This is a genomic window from Streptomyces sp. NBC_00316 (assembly GCF_036158715.1).
Classification (GTDB): Bacteria; Actinomycetota; Actinomycetes; order Streptomycetales; family Streptomycetaceae; genus Streptomyces.
Genome location: NZ_CP108023.1, coordinates 1,052,948 through 1,074,399 on the forward strand (window position 1 = coordinate 1,052,948; position 21,452 = coordinate 1,074,399).

At 68.5% G+C, this 21,452-nt stretch carries 17 protein-coding genes and 1 pseudogene; 6 read left to right on the top strand and 12 right to left on the bottom strand.

The features are described from left to right. Positions 1-100: 100 nt before the first annotated feature. Positions 101-2,221 carry a reverse transcriptase family protein gene (locus tag OG878_RS04810; protein WP_328885592.1) on the top strand — a complete coding sequence of 707 codons (2,121 nt, stop codon included), beginning with the start codon at positions 101-103 and terminating at the stop codon, positions 2,219-2,221. A 153-nt stretch (positions 2,222-2,374) separates the two neighbouring features. On the opposite strand, the gene OG878_RS04815 is transcribed toward OG878_RS04810, so the two are convergent. Continuing rightward, the gene (locus OG878_RS04815) at positions 2,375-3,088 is read right to left on the bottom strand and encodes an EcsC family protein (protein ID WP_328885593.1); all 714 of its coding nucleotides are present in this window, start codon (positions 3,086-3,088) and stop codon (positions 2,375-2,377) included. A 458-nt stretch (positions 3,089-3,546) separates the two neighbouring features. Between OG878_RS04815 and OG878_RS04820 the strand changes: the two genes are divergently transcribed. Together OG878_RS04820 and OG878_RS04825 are read left to right on the top strand one after the other, a co-directional pair. Then, the gene (locus OG878_RS04820) at positions 3,547-5,364 is read left to right on the top strand and encodes a GmrSD restriction endonuclease domain-containing protein (RefSeq protein ID WP_328885594.1); all 1,818 of its coding nucleotides are present in this window, start codon (positions 3,547-3,549) and stop codon (positions 5,362-5,364) included. Beyond that, a complete protein-coding gene (locus OG878_RS04825) occupies positions 5,361-6,404 on the top strand; it encodes a CBS domain-containing protein (protein ID WP_328885595.1) in 1,044 nt (347 codons plus the stop codon). The genes OG878_RS04820 and OG878_RS04825 overlap by 4 nt, the downstream gene beginning before the upstream one ends. Before the next feature lie 28 nt (positions 6,405-6,432). Here the strand turns inward: OG878_RS04825 and OG878_RS04830 are convergent, their stop codons facing one another. The 9 genes and pseudogenes from OG878_RS04830 to OG878_RS04870 all read right to left on the bottom strand — a co-directional run bounded on the left by OG878_RS04830 (position 6,433) and on the right by OG878_RS04870 (position 15,563). Then, positions 6,433-6,885, bottom strand: a complete 453-nt coding sequence (locus OG878_RS04830; RefSeq protein ID WP_328885596.1) for an ATP-binding protein — start codon at positions 6,883-6,885, stop codon at positions 6,433-6,435. 512 nt (positions 6,886-7,397) lie between these two features. Continuing rightward, the gene (locus OG878_RS04835) at positions 7,398-7,985 is read right to left on the bottom strand and encodes a hypothetical protein (protein WP_328885597.1); all 588 of its coding nucleotides are present in this window, start codon (positions 7,983-7,985) and stop codon (positions 7,398-7,400) included. Between the two features lie 732 nt (positions 7,986-8,717). Next, complete coding sequence (locus tag OG878_RS04840; protein WP_328885598.1) at positions 8,718-8,960, bottom strand: DUF5302 domain-containing protein; 243 nt, start codon at positions 8,958-8,960, stop codon at positions 8,718-8,720. Positions 8,961-9,172: 212 nt separating this feature from the next. Continuing rightward, a pseudogene (locus OG878_RS04845) lies at positions 9,173-10,583 on the bottom strand (DEAD/DEAH box helicase). Between the two features lie 20 nt (positions 10,584-10,603). Next, positions 10,604-11,179 (bottom strand): hypothetical protein, encoded by a 576-nt coding sequence (locus tag OG878_RS04850; RefSeq protein ID WP_328885599.1) that lies wholly within the window; start codon positions 11,177-11,179, stop codon positions 10,604-10,606. A 134-nt stretch (positions 11,180-11,313) separates the two neighbouring features. After that, positions 11,314-11,970: a class I SAM-dependent methyltransferase gene (locus OG878_RS04855; RefSeq protein WP_328885600.1), complete on the bottom strand. Its 657-nt coding sequence runs from the start codon at positions 11,968-11,970 to the stop codon at positions 11,314-11,316. A 647-nt stretch (positions 11,971-12,617) separates the two neighbouring features. Next, entirely contained in the window at positions 12,618-13,469 is an 852-nt protein-coding gene (locus OG878_RS04860; RefSeq protein WP_328885601.1) for an aldo/keto reductase, read from the bottom strand. A gap of 39 nt (positions 13,470-13,508) precedes the next feature. Next, on the bottom strand, positions 13,509-14,537 hold the full coding sequence (locus OG878_RS04865; RefSeq protein ID WP_328885602.1) for a zinc-binding dehydrogenase: 1,029 nt from the start codon (positions 14,535-14,537) through the stop codon (positions 13,509-13,511). 48 nt (positions 14,538-14,585) lie between these two features. Then, the gene (locus OG878_RS04870) at positions 14,586-15,563 is read right to left on the bottom strand and encodes an aldo/keto reductase (RefSeq protein WP_328891132.1); all 978 of its coding nucleotides are present in this window, start codon (positions 15,561-15,563) and stop codon (positions 14,586-14,588) included. Positions 15,564-15,777: 214 nt separating this feature from the next. On the opposite strand from OG878_RS04870, the gene OG878_RS04875 reads away from it, so the two are divergent. Continuing rightward, positions 15,778-16,686: a helix-turn-helix transcriptional regulator gene (locus OG878_RS04875; RefSeq protein WP_328885603.1), complete on the top strand. Its 909-nt coding sequence runs from the start codon at positions 15,778-15,780 to the stop codon at positions 16,684-16,686. Between the two features lie 355 nt (positions 16,687-17,041). Here OG878_RS04875 and OG878_RS04880 read toward each other — a convergent pair whose 3' ends face one another. Together OG878_RS04880 and OG878_RS42180 are read right to left on the bottom strand one after the other, a co-directional pair. Then, positions 17,042-18,184, bottom strand: coding sequence for a PP2C family protein-serine/threonine phosphatase (locus OG878_RS04880; protein ID WP_328885604.1), 1,143 nt, complete (start codon positions 18,182-18,184; stop codon positions 17,042-17,044). Between the two features lie 483 nt (positions 18,185-18,667). Continuing rightward, positions 18,668-19,423 carry a helix-turn-helix domain-containing protein gene (locus tag OG878_RS42180; RefSeq protein ID WP_443049058.1) on the bottom strand — a complete coding sequence of 252 codons (756 nt, stop codon included), beginning with the start codon at positions 19,421-19,423 and terminating at the stop codon, positions 18,668-18,670. A gap of 236 nt (positions 19,424-19,659) precedes the next feature. Here OG878_RS42180 and OG878_RS04895 point away from each other — a divergent pair, with 236 nt between their 5' ends. After that, complete coding sequence (locus OG878_RS04895) at positions 19,660-20,325, top strand: DUF4097 family beta strand repeat-containing protein (RefSeq protein ID WP_328885605.1); 666 nt, start codon at positions 19,660-19,662, stop codon at positions 20,323-20,325. Positions 20,326-20,479: 154 nt separating this feature from the next. Continuing rightward, positions 20,480-21,298, top strand: a complete 819-nt coding sequence (locus tag OG878_RS04900; RefSeq protein WP_328885606.1) for an alpha/beta fold hydrolase — start codon at positions 20,480-20,482, stop codon at positions 21,296-21,298. The last annotated feature ends 154 nt before the right edge of the window (positions 21,299-21,452 follow it).

The following is a 21,452-nucleotide window of genomic DNA, read 5'->3' on the forward strand; positions in this document are numbered from 1 at the left end:
CGGAGGGATACAGCGGACCGCCCGCCTGTCGGGCTCGGAAAATCCACACTCAAGGTGAGGCTCGCCGACTGCGTCTCACGAGCAGGGACGAGGCGGTTCGGTGACGACGACAGACGACTTCGCGGATCTCACCCCGGACCAGTTCCTTGAGGCGGTGGTCAGCGGCTCGATCTACCCCTACACCGAGCATCGAATACCCAAGCGCCGCGGCGGACTGCGGACCTTGCACGCCCCGGTCCCGCGGTTGTCCGAGATGCAGCAGGAGATCCTGGCCCGCCTGGAGACTCTTCCAGCCGGCTTTCAGCCACACCCGGCAGCGTTCGCCTACCGACGTGGCCGCTCCGTCGTGGACTGCGCTGCCGCCCATCTGCGAGGCCACACCGTGATCCGCCTGGACATCGCCGACTTCTTCGGGAGTATCCGGGAACGGCACGTCCACGCCGCTCTGAAGGACGCCTGGACTCACCCGGCGAAACGGGGATACCGGTTCGATCTTGCGGAAATCGACAAGGGCCGCCGGGAAATCGTCCTGCGTCGTGCCGGTCGCACCCTGGGCGCGTACACCACGGCCCGGCTGGTCACCGTGTCACCACCCGAGCCGAACCAGACCTGGACGAACCGTGGCACCGGGCGTCGGAGGGTGCGCCTGGAGGCCACTGGACAGGACTTCTCCGTTCGCCGACCCGGCCTGGTCTACAAACACACCCGCGAAGGGTTCCTGCCACAGGGCGGCGCCCCCACAAGCGGATACCTGTCGAATATCGTCATGCGCGACGTCGACGAGGTCGTCACCCACCACGCCGAGTCCTTGGGGTTGCGCTACACCCGCTACAGCGACGACATGTACTTCTCAAGCCGTAGGCTCGTTCACCACGACGATGTCGACCGTCTCGTGGCTGGAGTCAAAAAGGCCCTGGAACCGCTCGGCATGAGGCTCAACACGAAGAAGACCTTTGTGGCCCGTCCCGGCGCACGCCGCAGCGTGCTGGGCATCCTCGTCGACGGTCCCGCTCCTCGTCTGACGCGCGAGTACAAGCGCCGCATCACCAAGCATGTGCGAGGAGCTGCGTCGTTCGGTATCGAGCAGCATCACCGTCACCAGAAGTTCAAGGACCTGGCCGAGCTGGACGCCCACGTGACCGGGCTGCTGTCGTTCGCGCACATGGTCGAGCCCGGCTGGGCCGATATACAACTCGCGGACTGGAAGCGGCTGCGCGAGATTCCCTTCACCCACGACGACCCGGTGCTCGTGCAGCATGGGCTCGATCTGCCCTGGGACGAGGAGGTTGAGGCCTCCCAGGCAGACCTGGCCAAGGCCTCGATCGACGACCTCATCCGCGGCGCCCAGCGCTATCGCTCGTCCTTGGACTACCTACAGATGCTTGAGTTCGTCGGCCGGTTCAAGCGGTATGCGCCGTTCAACGCCATGTTGGTCCACATGCAGAAGCCCGGGGCACGCTACGTCCTGTCCTCCTCGGAGTGGATGTCGAAGTACCGGCGGGCACTCAGGCCCGGTGCCCAGCCGCTGCTGATCTTTCAGCCCCGCGGGCCCTACATGCTCGTGTACGACGTCGGCGACACCGAATCCCTGCCCGGAGCCCGGCCTATGCCCAAGGAGATCATCGCCCCGGTATCGGTGTCCTGTCGAGCCGGCGAGAAGGAAGTCGCCGAGGTCTGGCACCACACCGAGATGAACCTCGCACCCCTGGGAGTCCGGCTCACCCTGGTCGACCACGGGGCTTCCTCCTGCGGACGGACGTACCTCACCAGGTCCGGCACTTCTGTCGAGCGTCCCGGCAGCAGGCCCGGGGACCGACCGGAGACATACCCGACGTTGTTCGAGATCGAGGTCAACCGGAACTTGCCCCTGCTGGACCGGTACGCCACGCTCGCCCACGAGCTCGGCCATCTGTTCTGCGGACATCTCGGCGCAGGCCCTGGGGGAATCTGGCCCGACCGGCGCCTCCGGCATCTCGCGGACGAGGATGCGGTGAAAGTCCATGCACGCAACGAGGTCGAGGCCGAGTCCATCGCCTACATGGTCCTCAAGCGCCTGGACCCGGATGTCCGGATGGGCGGCTACATCACCGGACATCTTGGCCCCGACCAGCAGGTTCCCGAGACCGTCGCCCTCAATCTCACGTTCAGGGCCGCAGGCTCGATCATCGAGATGGGCAAGAAGCGCATCCCTGCGGCCAAACTCCAGAAGTCCAAGAAGTGATCAGGGTCCTCGATCTTGTACGACGATTACGGGAAGACGGACCGCTCATTGTCCTGATCCTCCGGGACGACGAAGCACAACCTGACGGGGCGCGGGTGCTCGCCCGCACGTGGGGACCCGCAGAGGCTGCATCGTGGACCCGGCGGCCATCACCTACGTGGCGTCGGTCTGGGGGTCGTCGTCCCAGTCGGTCGCCAGTGCGGCCGGCAGCGGCAGCCCGTACTTGTCGCACAGGAATCGGGTCTGGCAGTACCGCTGGGCGTCGGCGGCCACCCTGCCGAGGATCGCGGAATTCATGCCGGCGCCGATGAGGACACCCACGATGGGCACGACCTTGGCGACGTTTTTGACCGGCACCCTGGAGCCAGCGGGGCCCAACTGCTTCATCAACTTCTCGAGGGAGGCCAGGAGGCGGTGGTCCTGGCGGAGCTTCTGTGACCAGTTTATGCGTCCCTTGACCGCGTTCGCCGCCCGTGCGGTCTCACGCAACGGCTTGGCTTTGGCGGCCTGTGCCATGAAGGACCGCTGTACCAGGCGTTGAATGAAGTCCTGCTCCTTGGGGTCTTTGGCGTCGTAGCCGTAGGAGTACGCGATGCGCACTGCTATCGACGTGCTCAGGACCTGGACGACGAGGATGTCCGCTGTCATCGCGACAGGGACACCGGCGACGGGGACCATCGCCAGCACGCCCATGGCGCCGCCTTCGACCGCGCCGGTGGCCCGCCACTTGAGGGTGTTGCGGGTCAGCAGCCGGTCGCAGACCTTACGGTCGACCGCATTCACGAGCCGAAGTAGGTCGGTCCTCAGCGCCGCCTGCCTGCACGGGGCCGCCCGGATCACAGCCAACTCCTCGCCCTCCTCGCTCACATGACCAAAAAAAGTAAGGCCGGGCTACGCCGAAGCCGTGCTTTGAGCGCTGCCGTACGGTGCCGGGGGCAGCCCTACGAGCACGCCGCGGCTGAGTAACCGCTCAGGTGTAGGTCGCAGTCGGACAACGCGTTCGATGTCAGCCCGTTGGCGACTCTCACGAGCAGCGGTGGCGCGTTCATCGCCGTCCTCAGCGCGGGGATGAACGTGCTCAATCACGTGAAGCGCAACATGTAGCGCCTTCAGGGGCGGCCCGCTGGGAAGCGGGCCGCCCCTGTCTGCAGCCTGCGCCGCAGGCCGCGGCGAACCTGCTGTCGCTCTCTTTTGAAGCCGTGGCCCTGCAACCTCAGCTGGATGTTGCTCTCGGTGATCTCGTTCTTCGGCGAACCGGTTGACGGTAACCGGAGATCACTGCTGGAATCACTCTGCGTACACGCGGCGGGTGAGAAGAGAGACACATGGCGGCACTGGACAACGTGAAGCTCAAGGACGTACTCGCGGATGTCGCGTCCGGGGCGTTACAACTGCCCGACTTCCAACGGAACTGGAAGTGGGACGACGACCGGATCAGGGCAATCATCGCGACTGTGACACTGGACTACCCGCTCGGCGTGGTGATGACGCTGCAGACAGGCGGTGCCACTCGCTTCCGCTCACGCACACTCACCGGGGCCCGCCCCGAGGGCGATCCGAAGGCGGACCTCCTGCTGCTGGACGGACAACAGCGCCTCACCTCCCTCTTCCAGGCGCTGTGGCTGGACGCTCCGGTGGAGACGTCGGACTCCCGCGGTAAGCCCATCGAGCGCTGGTACTACGTCGACATCGAGAAGGCCGTCGGACCGTCCGCCGACCGCGACGAGGCGATCCTGTCCGTCCCGGCGGACAAGGTCCTCCGCACCGACTTCAACCGCACGGTGGTACTGGACCTGAGGACCCAGGAGGCCGAGTGCGCGGCGGGGCTCTTCCCGCTGCACCTCGTCTTCGACGCCCAGCGCGTCAACCAGTGGAAGAAGGGCTACATCAAGGCGGACGAGGAACGGAACTGGGACCGCTGGGGCCAGTTCGACGACCTGGTCCTCCAGCAGGCCCGCGCCTTCCAGGTCCCGATGATCCGGCTGGGCGCCTCCACCTCCATGGACGCCGTCTGCGCGGTGTTCGAGCGCGTCAACACGGGCGGCGTGCCTCTGAACGTCTTCGAGCTGCTCACCGCCACCTACGCCGGCGAGCCCGAGTACGTGGAACGGACCGGCGACTACTACCAGCTTCCCGAGGTGTGGCGGGAGATCAAGCAGTCGCTGGCGTCGAAGTACCCGGTCTTCGGCCGGCTGGACAGCGGCCTGGAGAACGGCCTGAGCAGCATCGACTTCCTTCAGGCCATCGCGCTGGTACGCACCTGGGAGCGCAAGGAGGCGGGCGTCGGGGCTGCAGTGTCCTGCAAGCGGCGCGACCTGCTGGATCTCCCGCTGGCGGACTTCGTCCGCCTGGCTCCCGAACTGGCCGAAGCCTTCGCCTGGGTGGGCGATTTCCTGGAGCGGCAGTGCATCGTCCGGCACAACGACCTTCCGTACAAAACGCAGCTCGTCCCACTCGCGGCCGCCCGCGCCATTCTCGGCGACGCAACGGAGGGCCTGGGCCCGGAGGAGAAGATCGAGCAGTGGTACTGGTGCGGGGTACTGGGTGAGATGTACGGCGGCTCGACCGAGACACGCTTCACCCGTGACGTCGAGCAGCTCGTTGACTGGATCCAGCGGGAGGACCGCTCTCCCGACACGGTCGCGGACGCCTTCTTCTTCGCCGAGCGGCTCGACAGCCTCACCACCCGCAACAGCGCCGCCTACAAGGGAATCTACGCACTGCTGATCAAGCAGGGTGCGGTCGACTGGCACTACACGGACGCCCCACTCAGCCCAGGCCGGCTCGACGAGTACAGCGTGGACGTCCGGCAGATCTTCCCCAAGGCGTGGTTCCGCCGGGGCAACAGCCAGGGTCTGCCGACGAACTCGATCGTGAACAAGACCCCGCTGTCCTACCGTGCCACGATGGACATGTTGGGAGCGCCCTCGTCCTACCTCTCCACCCTCATCGCCGCCTCCGACATGCGCCCCGAGTGGTTCGACGACGTGGTCGCCACCCACCTGATCGATCCGGAGTCGCTACGCGAGAGCGACTACAAGCGCTTTTACACCGACCGTTCCCGGCAGTTGCAGGACCTGGTGCAGTCCGCTATGGGCAAGCGCACCATGCTCCGTGACCCCTCGGAGGGCGAAGCGCGATGACCACCAGGCCCAGCGAGAAGGATCTCGCAGCGCTCAAGGGCAGCACCGTGCCCGTGCAGGGAATCCTCGACCTGTTCCAGGTACGGGTCCGCGATCACCGCACGGTGCACCTGATCTCGCAGGCGCTGGCGGACTCGGGACTGACCACGCTGCCGGACTTCGCGGTCTGCGGACTGCGCAGCAGTGTCGACGTGGTCCCCATCGCCTCCGTCCCCGCGCAGGCCGGGCCTGTCGAGAGCGACGCCGGGGAGGAGGCGGACGAGGCCCTCCCCTCACTCCCCCAGCGGCTGCTGCTCGGTGACATTCCGTCGGCCAAGCGGGGCGTTCGCGGCGTCACCCTTGGCAACTCCCTGGCACACGCTACCTTCCTGATGCGTACCGAGAGTTTCTCCCAGGTGCCGGTGACCACCGGTATGGCGCAGATCCACGGCGTGGTCACCTGGGGTTCGGTGGCCAGGATGTACGAGGCGGGCAAGGCCGCCTCGCTGGAGAACGCCATGGAGAAGGACTCCCTGCCGGTCGCGGACACGCGACAGGAGCTCTTCGCGGCCCTCCCGGTGGTCAAGGAGCACGGTTACCTGCTCGTGCGCGGCGACGACGGCTGCCTGTCGGGCATTGTCACCGCCGCGGACGTCACGGAGCGCTTCGAGGGGTCGGCGCGGCCCTTCTTCGTCGTCGGGGAGATCGAGTCCCTGCTGCGCCGCTGCCTGGGCGCGGCCCTGGACGAGGAGTCCGTCAAAGCTGTCCAGACCAACAAGAAGCCCGAACACCGCACCGGCCAGGTGTCGGACCTGATGTTCGGCGACTACCTGAGGCTCCTGGACGGCGACCAGACGAAGCAGTCGCTCGCCGAGCGGGCCGATCTCAACTGGGAGGCGCTGAAGTGGCCGAACATGCCCCGGGAGCAGTTCATCGGCCGTCTTAAGCGGGTGAAGGACATCCGTAACCGGATCGCCCACTTCGACGAGAAGCCGCTCCCGAAGCAGATGATCGAGGAGCTGACCGCCTTCGCCGCGCTGCTGCGGGCGTTCGTCTCCTGATCGCGCAGTCCCCGCCGGACCATTCGGCTCACGACGGGTGCGTGATCTCCGCCCACACGGTCTTCGTGTGGGCGTCTCGCGTCTGGCAGCCCCACTTGTCGGCGTACCCGGCGACGAGGAGCAGGCCCCGGCCCGTCTCCGCCACCAGCGCGTCCGGGCCGGTGGGCGTGGCTGCCGCTTTCGGAAGGCGTTCCGGGCGGGTGTCCGCGACCTCGATACGGACACCGCCCGGGAGCCGTGCCAGCGACAGACGGAAATCCCGGCCGGGCAGCCGGCCGTGCGTGATCGCGTTCGCCGCCAGCTCCGCCGTGACGGCCACGGCGGCGTGCGAGGCCTCCGAGTCGTACGGGATGCCCCAAGCGGCGAGCCGCTCGGCGGTGAGGCGGCGGGCGAGTCGGGCACCGCGTCTGGTGCTGCTGAGGCGGATGGTGAACTGCTCGGTGGAGACGGAGGCTTCGGGGGCGGTGTCGGCCAGTTTCATGCGGTGACCGTCTCGCCACAGCCGCCGTCCTTGCCAGGTCGGAGGGTGGTAGCCGATCGCGGGTACGGCTCCGGTACGGGTTTGTACGGCCGTTGTACGGGTCCGCACCGCGCATCGGTTGAACCGAGGCGTCGTTGAGCAGGTCGCACCAGGACTCTGACAGATCAGGGGGCGACATGGGCAGGGCAGCGGAGCGCACGTGCCAGACGACGGGCCGACGCAGGCCGGAGAGGGAACGGCCGGGGGCCTCGTCGTCGGCGAGGTGCATCGCAGACAGGGCGGTCGGCGCGAGCCGTGTCGCGCCCTGCCCCTGGGAGGAGTCCCCGGTGCGCTGGGTGGCGATCTGCCAGTCGGAGATCTTCAGCCGCGGGCTGAGCCAGGCGGCCTCCTCGCCGACGGCCTTGCCGGGGCCGCCGTCGGGGCGCGGCAGGACACGGATGGCCCGTTCCGCCTCCCGTCGATGCAGGCGACAAGAGCCGCCTGGTCAACGGCATATACGGGCAAACCATCCTTTACGTCGCGCTGTAGGCGAGTTCAGCCAAGGCGAGCGCCTGCTTCAGGGTCTTTTCATCGCGGATCTGGATGCTCACCCTGTATTGGCGATGGCCAGTGGTGAGCGGATAGACGTCCGGTGCCAGTTCCGCGATCTCATCGCTGTGCTGCAGGCGAAAGTTGATCAAGCCCGTGGACGCGAAGGCATAGGCAAAACCGCCGTACTGGCTGCCCTTGCGTCGGAGGCGGAGGTACCCGGAATAGTCGAGGGGATCGCCCTCCTGCCACGTCTTACGCTTGATGCCGTGCACTCCCACGCTCTCCCAGGAGCCGGCTTCCGCCATGAAGTCGATGAACTGCGGCGCAGCGGGGTTGAAGGCGAGCTGCGCCTTCACCGTCTCCTGCCCCTCGTCCGCAACCCCCGGGACGTCACCCTCGACGCGCCATCCGAAGTCCGCGAAGTCATCACTGTCGGGGTCGGCGACCACTCGGGTCGTCCGGCGCGCGGTGTCGACCGTGCCGGGCTGCTGCTGGACGAGTTCGCGGACCACCTCGGACGCGTCGAGTTCCTGCGGCGTGCCCTCGAAGCAGAAGTAGGTGAGCTTCACGGGTCCCCTCCCCTTATACGAACCGTGTCCGAGCGGACACACTACGCCTGACGACAAGCCCAACAACACCGCCGCCGGTACGCGTACGGATCGGACCTCGGCCGCGAACTGGGCCCAGCGCTCTCGCCCCCGAACTGGACCCGGCTCAGCCCCGCGTGCTCGCGCAGCGCCTGCCGGTTCGGGTGGGCGCTTGCTGTCCTGGCGGTGTCGATAGGGTCCGCTCGTGACGTACATAGAACGACCGTGCGTCGATCAGCCGCAGCAGAACGGGGCAGCACATGTCCTTGCCACGCCGGATGCCTACTGTCGCCCGGGCCCGGACAACCGCCGTCGATCTTCACAGCGGTACAGCGGGCACGGTGGGCGCGCGACACCGGCCGCGTGCCCTCGGACGAGGCAGTGCCCTCCTCCCGAAATGATCAGTGATTTGGACGGCTCCGGTGGTGACGCCGGCTGGGGTGGCCGGACGCGCCGGCGTCGCACCGGGCTGTCAGCTACGTCCTGGCCACCGTGCAACGTCGGCGGCCGGATGTCCTGGCCGGAATGCCCGTGCGGCGGCGCCACCGACCCGCGCCAACCGCAGCTGGGCCATTCCCACAGGCGAGACCGCCGGCTACCCCTCGCCCGCAACGCGCACAGGGGTACGCGCACGTTGCGGGCCACTGCACGGGGCGCGCGAGTGGGTCGCGCTCAGAGTGCTGGTAAAGCGGCCGGATCCCGGGACTGATCGACTCAGCCGCCGCTCTTGCGCCTGAACGACCGCTGGCTCGCAGCCGGGCCGTGCGCCGCACGCACCTTCGACGCATCGGGGTTGGCGGCAATTTCAGCGGCGTCCGCCTGCGCACCGCGCTTGCGCGCCAGGGCTTCGCGGAACTTGCGCTTGAGGTCGTAGTTGCCGTCGCTGTCCGGCGTCAGAGGGGACGTCTCAGGGGCAGCCGGCTCCGAACCTTCCGTAGGTACGGGCTCTGCGGTCATGGTGACCTCCTGGGTTCGGGGGCGGGCAAGCACAGCTTGTCATGCCGGGCGCACTGCGGGGCGCCGGCAACATCATCCTGCTCCGTTCCGGCGGGTATCCCTCTCGCGGCCAAGGGTGTTCGCTTCGTAGGTGAGGCGCACAGGACATCTTCGGGCCGGGCCGCGGGGTGTCGATCCCGTGGCCAGGGCATTCACTGCCAGGACAACGGCTCTCAGCCGTTGCGACGCACGAGGGCGGCCTTGCGGGCTTCGGCGAGCTTGCGGGCCTCGCCGGCCTTTCGGGACTTGCCGCCGGCGACGCGGGAGGTGTCCTTGCTGGTGCCGAGGCCGCGGAGGGGAGCGTTGGTGTTCTTGGGCCGGGGCACGGCGGGCCCGCCGTCGAGCGGGGTCCCGGAGGGAGCCTTGGCGCCGGTGATCCAGCTCAGCTCCGCCTCGCCCGAGCGCACCTTGGTGACGGTTGCCTCGATGCCGGCCTCGGCCATCATTCGACTCGTCTCGCGGCGCTGGCCCGCCAGCACGAGCGTGACCACGCTGCCGGACTCACCGGCGCGGGCGGTGCGACCCGCCCGGTGCACGTAGTCCTTGGGGTCGGTGGGCGGGTCGACGTTGACCACGAGATCGAGGTCGTCGACGTGCAGGCCGCGGGCCGCGACATCGGTCGCCACCAGAACGGTGATGTGGCCGTTCTTGAACTGCGCCAGGGTCCATGTGCGCTGTGGCTGGGACTTGCCGCTGTGCAGGGCCGCGGCAGCACCCCGCTGGCCCGCAGATGCCGGGTGAGCTGGTCGACGGCGTGCTTGGTGTCCAGGAACAGCAGTACGCGGCCGTCGCGGGCGGCGATCTCCGTGGTGATGGCGTAGCGGTCAGGGCCGTGGACGACCAGAACGTGGTGCTCCATCATCGTGATCGTGCCCGCGGACGGGTCGACCGAGTGGACGACGGGGTCGTGGAGGTAGCGGCGGACCAGCTGATCGACGTCGCGATCCAGAGTGGCCGAGAACAGCATCCGCTGACCGTCGGGGTGCACCTGGTCGAGGACGTCGACAACCTGCGGCAGGAATCCCAAGTCGCACATCTGGTCAGCCTCGTCCAGCACGGTGACCCTTACCCGTCCGAGGCGGCAGGCGTTGCGCTCGATCAGGTCGTGCAGGCGTCCGGGGGTGGCGACGACCACCTCGGCTCCCTGGCGCAGCGCGGCAATCTGCCGGCCGACCGACATGCCGCCGACAACCGTGGCCATCCGCAGCCGCAGTGCCTCGGCGTACGGCGCCAGCGCCTGGGTGACCTGTTGGGCCAGCTCCCGGGTGGGCACAAGGATCAGAGCGAAGGGCTGCTTCGGTTCGGCGCGCCGGCCGTACGTGTCAGCAGCGGTAGGCCGAAGGCGAGCGTCTTGCCCGATCCGGTGCGCCCGCGCCCCAGGACGTCACGCCCCTCCAGGGCATCGGGCAGGGTGGCGGCCTGGATCGGAAATGGTTCGCGCACGCCGAGTCCGCTCAGTGTCCGCAGCACCTCCACCGGCAGTTCCAGACCGGCGAAGGAGACGCCCAGGGGCAGCGCCGGGGGCGTGGCCCCGGGCTGGGCGGGGCCGCCGTGAGCGATGCCGGAGTCATCGGGATGCTTCATGAACAGCCTGGGCTGGTCGATCAGGTGCGCAGGCGTTGGAGTTCGTCAGCGCGGCGGTGGTCCTTCGGTCGCCCGAGAGCCCGCCGCATGCGGATCAGGTCGTCGAGTGCGACGTAGCGGATCGTGAAGCCCGACGGGTCCTGGGCGCTCACGGCCCTGGTCAGGCACGGGGTGACATCCATGCTGCCCCAGGGCAGGGCGGGTGTGCACAGGTCGCCGCCGGCACCGGTCACTTGGTAGGCCACCTGGGCGCGGTCGAGGTCGGGCAGGGCGCTGCAGCCGGAGGCGGCCAAGGCGTTACGCAGGCTGTACTCCTGCTCAGGGGTGCCGTCCCAGAGCAGGTCCAGGTCGCCGGTCAGTTCGGTGGAGCCGTGCATGATGCCCGCGACCTGGCCGATGACCACCGCGTGCGAGCCGGCCTCGTGCAGCGCCCGGAGGAAGGGAAGCGGATCGAAACCGAGGGCCCCGTCCGTGGCGAACGTACCGGCGAGGTCGTCGGCATCCTCCGGCCGGAGCCCCGTGGCTGCACGCTCGCGGGTGACGTCCCGGGTCCGGCGGATGGCCTGACGAAGTCTCAGGGCGACAGAGTCGTTCATGTGGCTCATTCAACAACAAGATCAACGAACCGCCGGTCTCGTCATGCCTACGACCAGGACCGGAGATCAGTAAGTGCCGGTTCGGATCGGGAAGAACCAGAGCACGGAATGAGCGCATGGCCGATCGAGCGCCCTCAAGCATTCCGGGCTTTGCGTGCGAGCAGTTGAACCTCCTGGAACTGCCGTCGGTCCGTGGGCTGAGGCTCACGGACCATCCGGGCCACCTCCGCCAACCCGGACGTGCGCAGCATCGCGGCGAGATGATCAGGCGACCACCGATAGGCCGGCGCGACTGTGTGATCGAAGACCTGCGTCGGGTGAGACGGATCATCGCTGGCTGAGAAGCCGACCAGAAGGTGACCGCCAGGTGCCAGCACGCGGTGGAACTCCGCCAGGATGACGGGGAGTTCTTGCGGCGGAGTGTGGATGATGGACCACCGTGAGAGTACGCCGCCCAGCGCGCCGTCAGCGATGTTCAACGCGGCCATCGAGCCCGTGTCGAACCGCAGGTCCGGATAGGCATGGCGAGCCGACTCGATCATCGCGGAAGAGGCATCGACACCGAACACCGAAAGCCCCAACGCGTCCAGATGGGCGGTGATATGGCCAGGTCCACATCCGAGATCCGCGACCTGACCGTCCCCACTCGCGCATACGACCTCGGCGAAGGCGCTCAAGATCGCACGGTCCAAAGGCCTGTCATGCAGTTCGTCGCGGAACCGCTGCGCATAGATGTGTGCAGCAGCGTCGTAGCCCTCGCGGGTGACACTCAGAGCATCGTGTTCGACCATGCTCGCGACAGTAGTTCCTGGCGCGGAGGCGAGCCGAGAGAATCACGATCTTCCCTCCCGCCTGTCCGCCGTGGCCATCGCTGATGCAGGCCGGACGCAATCGCACCCGCCCAGACAGCGACGGGCATGCATACCTCCCGGCTCCCCGGCTGCCGGGAGGCAGACGTGGGATCTCAGATCCCACGGCCGAATCTCAGGGCCAGTAGTCACTCGGTGACCGGCTGGCCACCGATTCGAGACGGGCTGCTCAGCCTGTTCGCTGTGTGGAGTGCGTCAGACGTGCGGCAGACCTCCCATGGACAGTCTCCTGGCAGCGCGGCCCGTCAGCCACCGGCCCGCGCCGGGGGTACGTCATGGCCGATCCATCCGTAACGTTCAGTGTTCGCCGCCACGATGGTGGAGTTGTCGAAGACCGGGCGTGGACGACAGTCTCGCTCGATCTGTTGCGTTCGCTGCGCCGTGGTGGACGTGTCGCTGGTACAAGGAGCGGTGACTCCGGTGAGCAGCGCGGCGCGCAGGATCGTGCGGCGCTGGGCCGAAGTGCGGTCCTGCTCGTTCAGAGGCCCTTCGCGCAGGGATCCGACGGTGGGAGGGGCGAGCAGCGGCTCGCGGTGCGGTACGCCGCTCGCCCCTGGGGCGGGTGCGGGTCAGGCTTCCAGGCGGCGCCTGGCGAGCCAGGTGACGATCTCGGGGTCGTGGTGGTCGAAGAACAGCGAGCTGCCGGTGTCGAGGGTGGCGATCTGGGCCATCTGCTCGTCGGTGAGCTGAAAGTCGAAGACGTCGATGTTCTCGGCCATGCGCTCGGCGCGCACCGACTTGGGGATGGCGACGACGCCGCGCTGGGTCAGCCAGCGCAGCACGACCTGGGCGACCGACTTGTCGTACTCCTTGCCGATCCCGGCCAGGAGCGGGTTGGTGAACAGGTCGTTCTTGCCCTCGGCGAAGCCGCCCCAGGACTGGATCTGCACCCGGTTCTCGCGCATGAGGTCCTGGTAATCGGCGCGCTGGAAGAAGGGGTGGGTCTCGATCTGGTTGACCTGCGGGGTGATCTCGTTGTTGACGATCAGGTCGAGCAGCCGGTCGGGGTAGAAGTTGGCGACCCCGATCGCCTTGGCCACCCCCTCGCGGTTGAGGGCCTCCATGGCGCGCCAATGGCCGTAGACGTCGCCGAAGGGCTGGTGCATCAGGTACAGGTCGAGGTAGTCCAGGCCCAGCTTGTCAAGGGACGTCTCGAACGCGCGGCGGGTGTTGTCCTGGGCGGGGGCGTCCTGGACCCACAGCTTGGTGGTGACGAACAGGTCTTCGCGCGGAATGCCGCTGGAGGTGATGGCGCGGCCGACGGCTTCCTCGTTGCCGTAGGCGGCCGGGGTGTCCAGCAGGCGGTAGCCGACGGCCAGTGCCTCGGAGACGGCGCGCTCGGTGTCTTCGGCGGGGATTTGGTAGACGCCGAAGCCGAGGAGCGGCATCTCGACGCCGTTGTTGAGGGTGACTGTCTGCATGAAAGGGATGTCCTTCGCTGTGCGGGTGGGGGCAGGTGGTCAGGGGCGGATGAGGGCCTTGAGGACCTGGCGGTCGGCCATCGCCCGGTAGGCGTCCGGAGTCCGGTCGAGGGCGAATTCCCGGTCGAAGACGCGGCCGGGGGCGATCGTCCCGTCCAGGACGTCGGGCAGCAGCTGCTCGATGTAGGCGCGGGCGGGGCTGGCACCGCCGGTCAGGGTGATGTTGCGCATGAACTCGGCCGGACCGATCGGTCCCTGCTCGTACTGCGGGACACCGAGCCGGCTGATGGTGCCGCCGTCCAGGACCGCCCCGAGCGCGGTGTCGAGGGCCGGGCGGGTGCCGACGGCCTCGATCACCTTGTCCACGCCGCCGGTCAGTTCGCGGATGCGGGCAATGCCCTCCTCGCCGCGCTCGGCGACCACGTCGGTGGCGCCGAACTCACGGCCGAGGCTGGTGCGGGCCTCGTGGCGGCCGGCGAGCACGATCCGCTCGGCACCGAGCCGCTTGGCGGCAATCACTGCGCACAAGCCGACCGCGCCGTCGCCGACGACGAGCACCGCATCGCCGCGGCCGACGCCGGCGGTGACCGCACCGTGGTGGCCGGTGGTCATCACGTCCGACAGCGCCAGCAGCGACGGGAGCAGCGCGGAGTCGGCGGCCACCGGCAATTTCACCAGGGTGCCGTCCGCGTACGGGACGCGGACGGCTTCGCCCTGGCCGCCGTCCACACCGTCGAAGCCGTACCGGCCACCGTTGCGGCACGAGATGTGCAGGCCCTTGGCGCAGTAGTCGCAGGTGTTGTCGCTGTAGGTGAACGGGGCAACGACAAGGTCACCCGCCTTCAGACCGGTCACGTCGACGCCGGTCTCCTCGACGACCCCGAGGAACTCGTGCCCCATGGGACGGCCGGTGTCGGTGACGGGCATCGACCGGTAGGGCCACAAGTCGCTGCCGCACACGCACGAGGCGACTGTGCGGACCACGGCGTCGGTCGGCTGGACGATCTTGGGGTCGGGCCGGTCCTCGACGCGGACGTCGCCGGCTCCGTACATCACTGTTGCACGCATGAGGGGTGCTACTCCAAACAGGGGGTGGACTGTCGCAGCGGGGCGGAATCAGCGTTCGAGCATCTGCGCCTGCGCCTCGGTGTGCGTGTCGCCTGCAGCAGGCGGCAGGCTGCTGAGCTTGTCGAGCTGAGGGCCGGTCAGCGCGATCGCGTCGGCGGCGGTGTTCTCCTCCACCCTGCTGACCCGCTTGGTGCCGGGAATCGGGGCGATGTTGTCACCCTGGGCGAGCAGCCAGGCCAGGGCCACCTGCGCAGGCGTGACACCGACCTCCGCGGCCACGCCCTGCACCTCGTCGGCGATCGCCAGGTTGCGCTGGAAGTTCTCGCCGGTGAAGCGGGGGTTGTCGCGCCGGAAATCGCCCTCGTCGAACTGGTCGGTGGAGCGGACGGTGCCCGTCAGGAAGCCGCGGCCGAGCGGCGAGAACGGCACCAGGCCGATGTTCAGCTCCCGCAGGACCGGCAGGACGCGCTCCTCGACCCCGCGCGTCCACAGGGAGTATTCCGACTGGACCGCGGTGACCGGCTGGACGGCGTGGGCGCGGCGGATCGTGTCCGGGCCGGCCTCCGAGAGGCCGAACGCGCGCACCTTGCCCTCGGCGATCAGCTCGCGGACGGCACCGGCGGTCTCCTCGATCGGCGTGTTCGGATCCACCCGGTGCTGGTAGTACAGGTCGATGTGATCGGTGCCCAGCCGCTTCAGGGACCCCTCGACGGCGGTGCGGATGTTGGCCGGGCTCGAATCCAGGTTCCAGGCCCCGCCGCCGCCGTGGGAAACCAGGCCGAACTTCGTGGCCAGCACCGCCTGGTCCCGGCGCCCCTTCAGCGCCCGCCCGAGCAGCTCCTCATTGGTGTACGGACCGTAGATCTCGGCGGTGTCGATGAGCGTGACACCCAGCTCCAGCGCCCGGTGCACGGTCCTGATCGACTCCGCCTCGTCGGAACCGGAACCCGTGTAGCCGTGGGACATCCCCATCGCACCGAGACCGATCCGGGAAACCTCCAGGTCACGGAGTTTGATGTACCGCATCTCGTTCTCTCCCATCCATGGCGTACCCGGCACCCTCGCTCTCGCCCGGCCACGTCATGCCTGTGGTGGCTCCGGCAGTGTTCCGGGGTGTCGGCGTCCTGCTCCTTCACCTTCGCCCTCATTGCACCGGTGTGGCAGGGCGGGCTCTTCAGGGGTAATGACAGGGCCCCCCTCCCGCCTGCGCGGCGGGTACCGAGCGGGTGAGACTGGAGTCATGGCATCCGAGAGCGCGCACAGCGAGGGCGCCGAGCTGGGCCGCTACCTGCGCGCCCGCCGCACCCAGACCAGCCCCGAACACGTCGGCCTCACCGTCGGCGCCGGCATCCGTCGCACCCCCGGCCTGCGCCGCGAGGAGCTGGCCACCCTCGCCGGCATCAGCATCGACTACTACGTACGCCTGGAACGCGGCAAGGAGACCCGCCCCAGCCCCGCCGTCCTCGACTCGCTCGCCCGCGCCCTCCACATGGACGACCAGGAACACCAGCACCTGCGCGAGCTCGCCGCCCGCGCCGCCCGCTACGTCTCCGAACCACCGCCCGCGCCCAGCCGCACCGTGCGCCCCCATCTCAAACTGCTGCTCGAATCACTGCGCCCGAACCCGGCCTACGTCATCAGCCGCAGCATGGACATGCTCGCCTGGAACCCCGGCGGCCTCGCCCGCTACGCGGGCCTGGACGACTGGCCCGTCAAACAGCGCAACCTGGCCCGCTACCTCTTCTTGCACCCTGCAGCCCGCGACCTCCTCCCCGACTGGGACCGGCAGATCACCGCGTGCGTCGCCCGCCTGCGCGCCATCGCGGGAACTGCCCCGGACGCCCCCGACCTCACCAACCTCGTCGGCGAACTCCTCCTCAAGAGCCCCGACTTCGCGGGCCTGTGGGAACGCTACGAAGTGACCGGACGCAAACCCGCGCACAAGACGTTCCAGCACCCGCACGTCGGGACGATCACCCTGACCTCGCAGTCACTGCACGTGGAAGGCACCCCCGGTCAGCGCATCGGCGTCTACACCGCCGAACCCGGCAGCCCGGACCACGACGCCCTGCTCTTGCTCGACATGACCGCACCACGGCCGGCAGAACGTCCCGCTCCCGTCCCGAAAGCCACCGGCCGGCAGCCGTAGGCCACCACGGGCGCGCGACCTGCAGCCGCCGCCTCACAGGCCCGTGAGCGAAATGCCACGTCCCTGGGACAACGCCACTGAGCCACGACGTGAGACAGCCGAAGGAGTGCTGGTCAGGGGCGTGGCCCCTGCCACGAACCGTGCGATCCCACAGCAGAGCTCGCGGAAGAATCCGCTGTCGGCCGCGGAAGGCTGCGCATGTCCCCTCGATCAGCGACAGTCGATCCGGAGGAGGGACAACACCTACCGGCAGCTCGTACCGACACTCAGTTGTCAGGGGCGCCGTCTCGTGGTGCGGGTCCCTTCACCAGCGGCCGAGCAGTTGCTATCCGTGTGGATCGCGGCCAGTTGTCGGTCATCGTGCGATGGTCGCCCTTGTGCGGCGGCCGTTGTGGGGCGGCGTGCGGTGGATGGCGATGAGGGCGGCGTCGTCGTTGAGGTGGCCGCCCGCATGGGCGAGCAGGTCGCTCTGGATGTGGTGGAGAAGCACCTCGGGAGGGCTGTCGGTCCACTGGGCCGCGCGTTGGGCGAAGGGATAGAAGTTGCCGATGGGGTTACGGGCTTCGATGACGCCGTCGGTGTAGAGCAGGAGGGTGTCGCCGGGCCTGAAGGGGGCCTCGTCGACGGTGTAGTCGTCCGGTGCCGCCTCTCCCATGCCGATGCCGAGCGGAGGCGCGGGGGTCAGGTTCGGCAGGGTGACGGTGTAGTGCGGGCTGAGCAGGAGCGGGGCCGGGTGGCCGCAGCTGGTTATCCGGATGATGCGCTCGCGGTCGGGAATTTCCACGAGCAGGACGGTGACGAAGCTCTCTCCGGCCTCGTTGTCGGGGGCGAAGTCGCTCTGGTACCGACTGACGCTGCGGTCGAGGGCTGATGCCAGGGCGGGCAGGGTGGTGTACTCGTGGACGGCCTCGCGGAAGGCGCCGAGCAGCAGAGCCGCCTCGCCGATGGCGTCCAGGCCCTTGCCCCGCACGTCGCCGATCAATACACGGGTCCCATCGGTGTCGCGGATCGCTGCGTACAGGTCTCCCCCGATCTGGGCCTCCTCCTCTGCCGCCAGGTACAGACAGGCCGTTCTCAGCGGGCCGATCCGGTCCGGGAGCGGCCACAGCAGTACCTGCTGCGTGGCCTTGGACACTGCCCGTACCTGCGCCAGCTGTCTGCCCTTCCGCTCCCGCACCAGGCTGAAGAACACGGTCAGGCATGTGAGCAGAGCGAGGGACACCAGCTGCACATCGATGTTCCGGGTGAAATCTTCGTACGCGCCGATGAGTACCTGGGCGGCCACGGCCAGGATGCCCGTAAAAGCGGTCATCCGGGGGCCCGCGAAGGAGGCGGTGATCGCGGGCGCGATGACGAGCAATGGCCCGAGGTGAATGTCCTGGGGAGCCAGCACGTCCACGAGGGTGATCACTACGATGAGTGCGAGGGGTACCGCGAGCAGCGCATACCGTCGATGCCACGGCGGCCGCAGCCCGGTATGAGACAGGCCGAGGGTCATGTCTTCCACCATGCACCCTCGGGCGGCGGACCCACGAACGCGAGCCGGCACCCCCGTGATGGGCCGGTCCCGGCAGACGACCACGACGACGTGTGGTTACCGAGCGATCCCTGTTCGCTCATCCCATCAGTGGCCGTGGCGTCGTGGAGTTCCCTGGGCCCCCGATCGCACGAGGAGCGGAGTCGACCCCAGCGAGCGTCGGCTGCCGCACTTCGCCCGGTAGCTCTCCGCAGCGTCCTGCACGTGGCGCGTGGCCCTCTCGGCGTTGCCGTAGCCGTTCAGCTCGGCCGCCTTGGTGCTGCCCTGCCCGGCTCGTTGCAGAGGCGGAAGAACGCCTCGATCCGCTGCTGCTCCTTGGAGGGCGGAAAGTGGGAGGGCTCACGCCTTCTTCGCCATGCCCGCCTCCGGGCAGGGTGACAGTCGGCCGCCGGTTTCCGAGGCGCAGCCGGCTTCGCCCATGGCTGTGACGATCGAGACGGCTGTCTATCCACGGTCCGGACTTGGTCGGGCGGCGTCGTTCGAGGTTGTTTCGGGTTTGGCGTGGAGGACTTCGCGGGCCTGTTCGGCGGCGCGGGTGATGCTTTCGCTGATGAAGTCGAGGAAGCGGGCGATGTTCTCCAGGCGGGTGGCGGCGGGAGTGTGGGGGCCGAGGATGGCGACGCCTTGGCGCGCGGTTTCGACGAGTTGGTCGTTGGACCGGGCGCTGGCGATCGTCGCCTGGTAGAAGAGTTCGTCGTCGACGACGTAGCGGTCGCGACGGCGTTCGTCGCGTTCTCTGCGGACGAGGCTCTGGCTCTCCAGGAAGGTGATCGCCTTGGAGATGGACCCCGGGCTGACCTGGAGGCGCCGAGCGAGTTCGGACGCGGTGAGGCTGCCCGCGTCGGTGGTGAACAGGCAGGTCAGCACCCGGGCCGCCATCTTGGTCAGGCCCGAAGCCATGAGGACGGTGGCGAACGTCTCCTCGTACTCGGCCACTGCCTCGCCGTCGCGTCCGTGCGGCTGGGGGGCCGACTCCGGCCCTCGGGAGGAGGCGGACCTGCGCCGGTGGGCGCGGCGTTCGGTGGCACGGTGCGCCAGGTCGGCGCGGTAGGCGGCGGGGCCGCCGTTGCGCATCACCTCACGCGTGACCGTCGAGGTCGGACGGTCGAGGCGTCGGGCGATCTCGGCGTAGGGGAGGCTGTCGGCCAGCCCCAGAGCGATCTGCCGGCGTTCCTGCTGGGTGAGCCTGCCTCCCGGCATCGCGATCTCCTTGGTGATCCTTCGTGGCGGCCCCCAATCCCCACTATAGCGTTCACTCCCTATCCATTGCAATGATCAAGGTGAGGACCGTTGCATTATCATCATATTCATTGCAACAGTTTATCGGCTCCTAGCTGCATAGATGCAGATTCTGCGCAACAGACATGTTGCCCAACCATGGAATGCAACGTAGCGTTTCCGTTGTCAGAAACAACGAGCGAGTACGGGAGAGCACGATGCAGAAGTTCGACACCCCCGCCCCCATCTCCGCCGTCCTGGACATCCCTGCCGGACGCATCCGGTTCATCGCCTCGGACCGCGCCGACACCACCGTCGAGGTCCTGCCCGCCAACCCCTCGAAGAGCCGCGACATCAAGGCCGCTGAGCAGACCACCGTCGCCTACGCCGACGGCGTCCTGCGGATCACGGCCTCGACCGCCGACAGCCGGCTCTTCGACCCCTCCGGATCCCTGGAGGTCACCGTCCAACTGCCCGCCGGCTCCCGCATCGAGGCCAAGGCCGCAGGCGCCGAGCTCCGCGGCATCGGACGCCTCGGCGACGTCACCTTCGACGGCGCGTACCGCCAGATCAAGATCGAGGAGGCCGCGAGCGTCCGCCTCACTGCGGTCGACGGCGACGTCGAGCTCGGCCGGCTGGGCGGCCCCGCGGAGATCAGCACCGCAAGGGGCGACATCCGGATCGCCGAGGCCGTGCGTGGCACGGTCGTGCTCCGCACCCAGTCCGGCGACATCTCGGTCACCGCCGCCGCCGGCGTCTCGGCCGCCCTGGACGCCGGCACCGGCCACGGCCGCGTCAGCAACGCCCTCAAGAACGACGGCACCGCCGAACTCGACATCCGCGCCACCACCTCCCACGGCGACATCACCGCCCGCAGCCTCTGAAGCAGCGGAACCAGGACGGTCCGGCCGGGCCCACCGCGATCGAGATCCTGTCGGTCGTCGCCGAGGACCCGGCCGACCGTCCCGAGAGGCTTGCGAACCACATGCAGGTCCTGGAGAAGTCGTACGAGACGCCTCACACACCCAGGGGGAACACATGACGAAGAACAGCTCATCCTCGACCGGTTCGAAGTGGACCGGCATGGTGCCGGTCGACGATACGGCCCTGGCCGTCACCGACACCGGCGGTCCCGGTATCCCTGTGGTCTACCTCAACGGCCAGTTCGCCACCCAGGGGTACTGGCGGCGGGTCGTCGCCGAACTGGGAACGGGGTGGCGGCACATCACCTACGACGAGCGGGCCCGCGGCAAGAAGTCGCAGCGCTCCGCGGACTATTCCTTCGAGGCCGCCGTCCGGGACGTCGATGCCGTTCTCGCGGCCAGGGGTGTGGACCGGGCGCTGGTGGTGGGCTGGTCCTACGGGGCGGTCGTCGGCGCGCACTGGGCCGGCCGGAATCCGGAACGTGCCATGGGCGTGGTCCTGGTCGACGGCGCGTTCCCGTACGACTGGCTCGACGAGGCCATGGAGCAGCGGATCCGGAAGCTGTTCCGGCGGATGAGCTGGTTCCTGCCACTGCTGCGCCCGACGGGCCTGGCCCCGCGGATGACCGCCGAACAGCAGGCGAACAGCAACATCGAACTCGGCAGGCTCTCCCGCGAGCGCGAGCTGGGCCCCGTGCTGGACGACATCACCGTCCCGGTGCGGTACGTGGTCGCTTCGGGGACTTCCTTGGGAAGCCGCGGTGATGAGCAGGAACGGATTCGCACCAGCCTCGATGCGGTGACCGCCCACAACCCGAACATCCAGATCAGCGCGAAGGTCGCCGGCAACCACGGTGCGATCCTCAAGAAGGACTTCCCGGCCGTCGCCGAGGCCGTACGCGAGGTCGCGGCCCTCGACCGCGGGGGGTTGTGAGCTGCTGTCGGTTTGCTGCACCTGACAGCGCCTCTTCCGCACCCAGCAGCGACGGGAACGGCTTCACCGTGTCGTACCGAGCCGCGAACGCGTTGCGCACAGAGGTCTCCGTCGAGTCCTCGTCCTGCGGCACCGGTCGGGCTTCCTGTCCTCG

What these genes read in the sequence shown, in the direction of transcription:
- OG878_RS04820 (WP_328885594.1), top strand. Translation starts at nt 3,547, where the DNA reads ATGGCGGCACTGGACAACGTGAAGCTCAAGGACGTACTCGCGGATGTC.
- OG878_RS04825 (WP_328885595.1), top strand. Translation starts at nt 5,361, where the DNA reads ATGACCACCAGGCCCAGCGAGAAGGATCTCGCAGCGCTCAAGGGCAGC.
- OG878_RS04830 (WP_328885596.1), bottom strand. Translation starts at nt 6,885, where the DNA reads ATGAAACTGGCCGACACCGCCCCCGAAGCCTCCGTCTCCACCGAGCAG.
- OG878_RS04840 (WP_328885598.1), bottom strand. Translation starts at nt 8,960, where the DNA reads ATGACCGCAGAGCCCGTACCTACGGAAGGTTCGGAGCCGGCTGCCCCT.
- OG878_RS04850 (WP_328885599.1), bottom strand. Translation starts at nt 11,179, where the DNA reads ATGAACGACTCTGTCGCCCTGAGACTTCGTCAGGCCATCCGCCGGACC.
- OG878_RS04855 (WP_328885600.1), bottom strand. Translation starts at nt 11,970, where the DNA reads ATGGTCGAACACGATGCTCTGAGTGTCACCCGCGAGGGCTACGACGCT.
- OG878_RS04860 (WP_328885601.1), bottom strand. Translation starts at nt 13,469, where the DNA reads ATGCAGACAGTCACCCTCAACAACGGCGTCGAGATGCCGCTCCTCGGC.
- OG878_RS04865 (WP_328885602.1), bottom strand. Translation starts at nt 14,537, where the DNA reads ATGCGTGCAACAGTGATGTACGGAGCCGGCGACGTCCGCGTCGAGGAC.
- OG878_RS04870 (WP_328891132.1), bottom strand. Translation starts at nt 15,563, where the DNA reads ATGCGGTACATCAAACTCCGTGACCTGGAGGTTTCCCGGATCGGTCTC.
- OG878_RS04875 (WP_328885603.1), top strand. Translation starts at nt 15,778, where the DNA reads ATGGCATCCGAGAGCGCGCACAGCGAGGGCGCCGAGCTGGGCCGCTAC.
- OG878_RS04880 (WP_328885604.1), bottom strand. Translation starts at nt 18,184, where the DNA reads ATGACCCTCGGCCTGTCTCATACCGGGCTGCGGCCGCCGTGGCATCGA.
- OG878_RS42180 (WP_443049058.1), bottom strand. Translation starts at nt 19,423, where the DNA reads ATGCCGGGAGGCAGGCTCACCCAGCAGGAACGCCGGCAGATCGCTCTG.
- OG878_RS04895 (WP_328885605.1), top strand. Translation starts at nt 19,660, where the DNA reads ATGCAGAAGTTCGACACCCCCGCCCCCATCTCCGCCGTCCTGGACATC.
- OG878_RS04900 (WP_328885606.1), top strand. Translation starts at nt 20,480, where the DNA reads ATGACGAAGAACAGCTCATCCTCGACCGGTTCGAAGTGGACCGGCATG.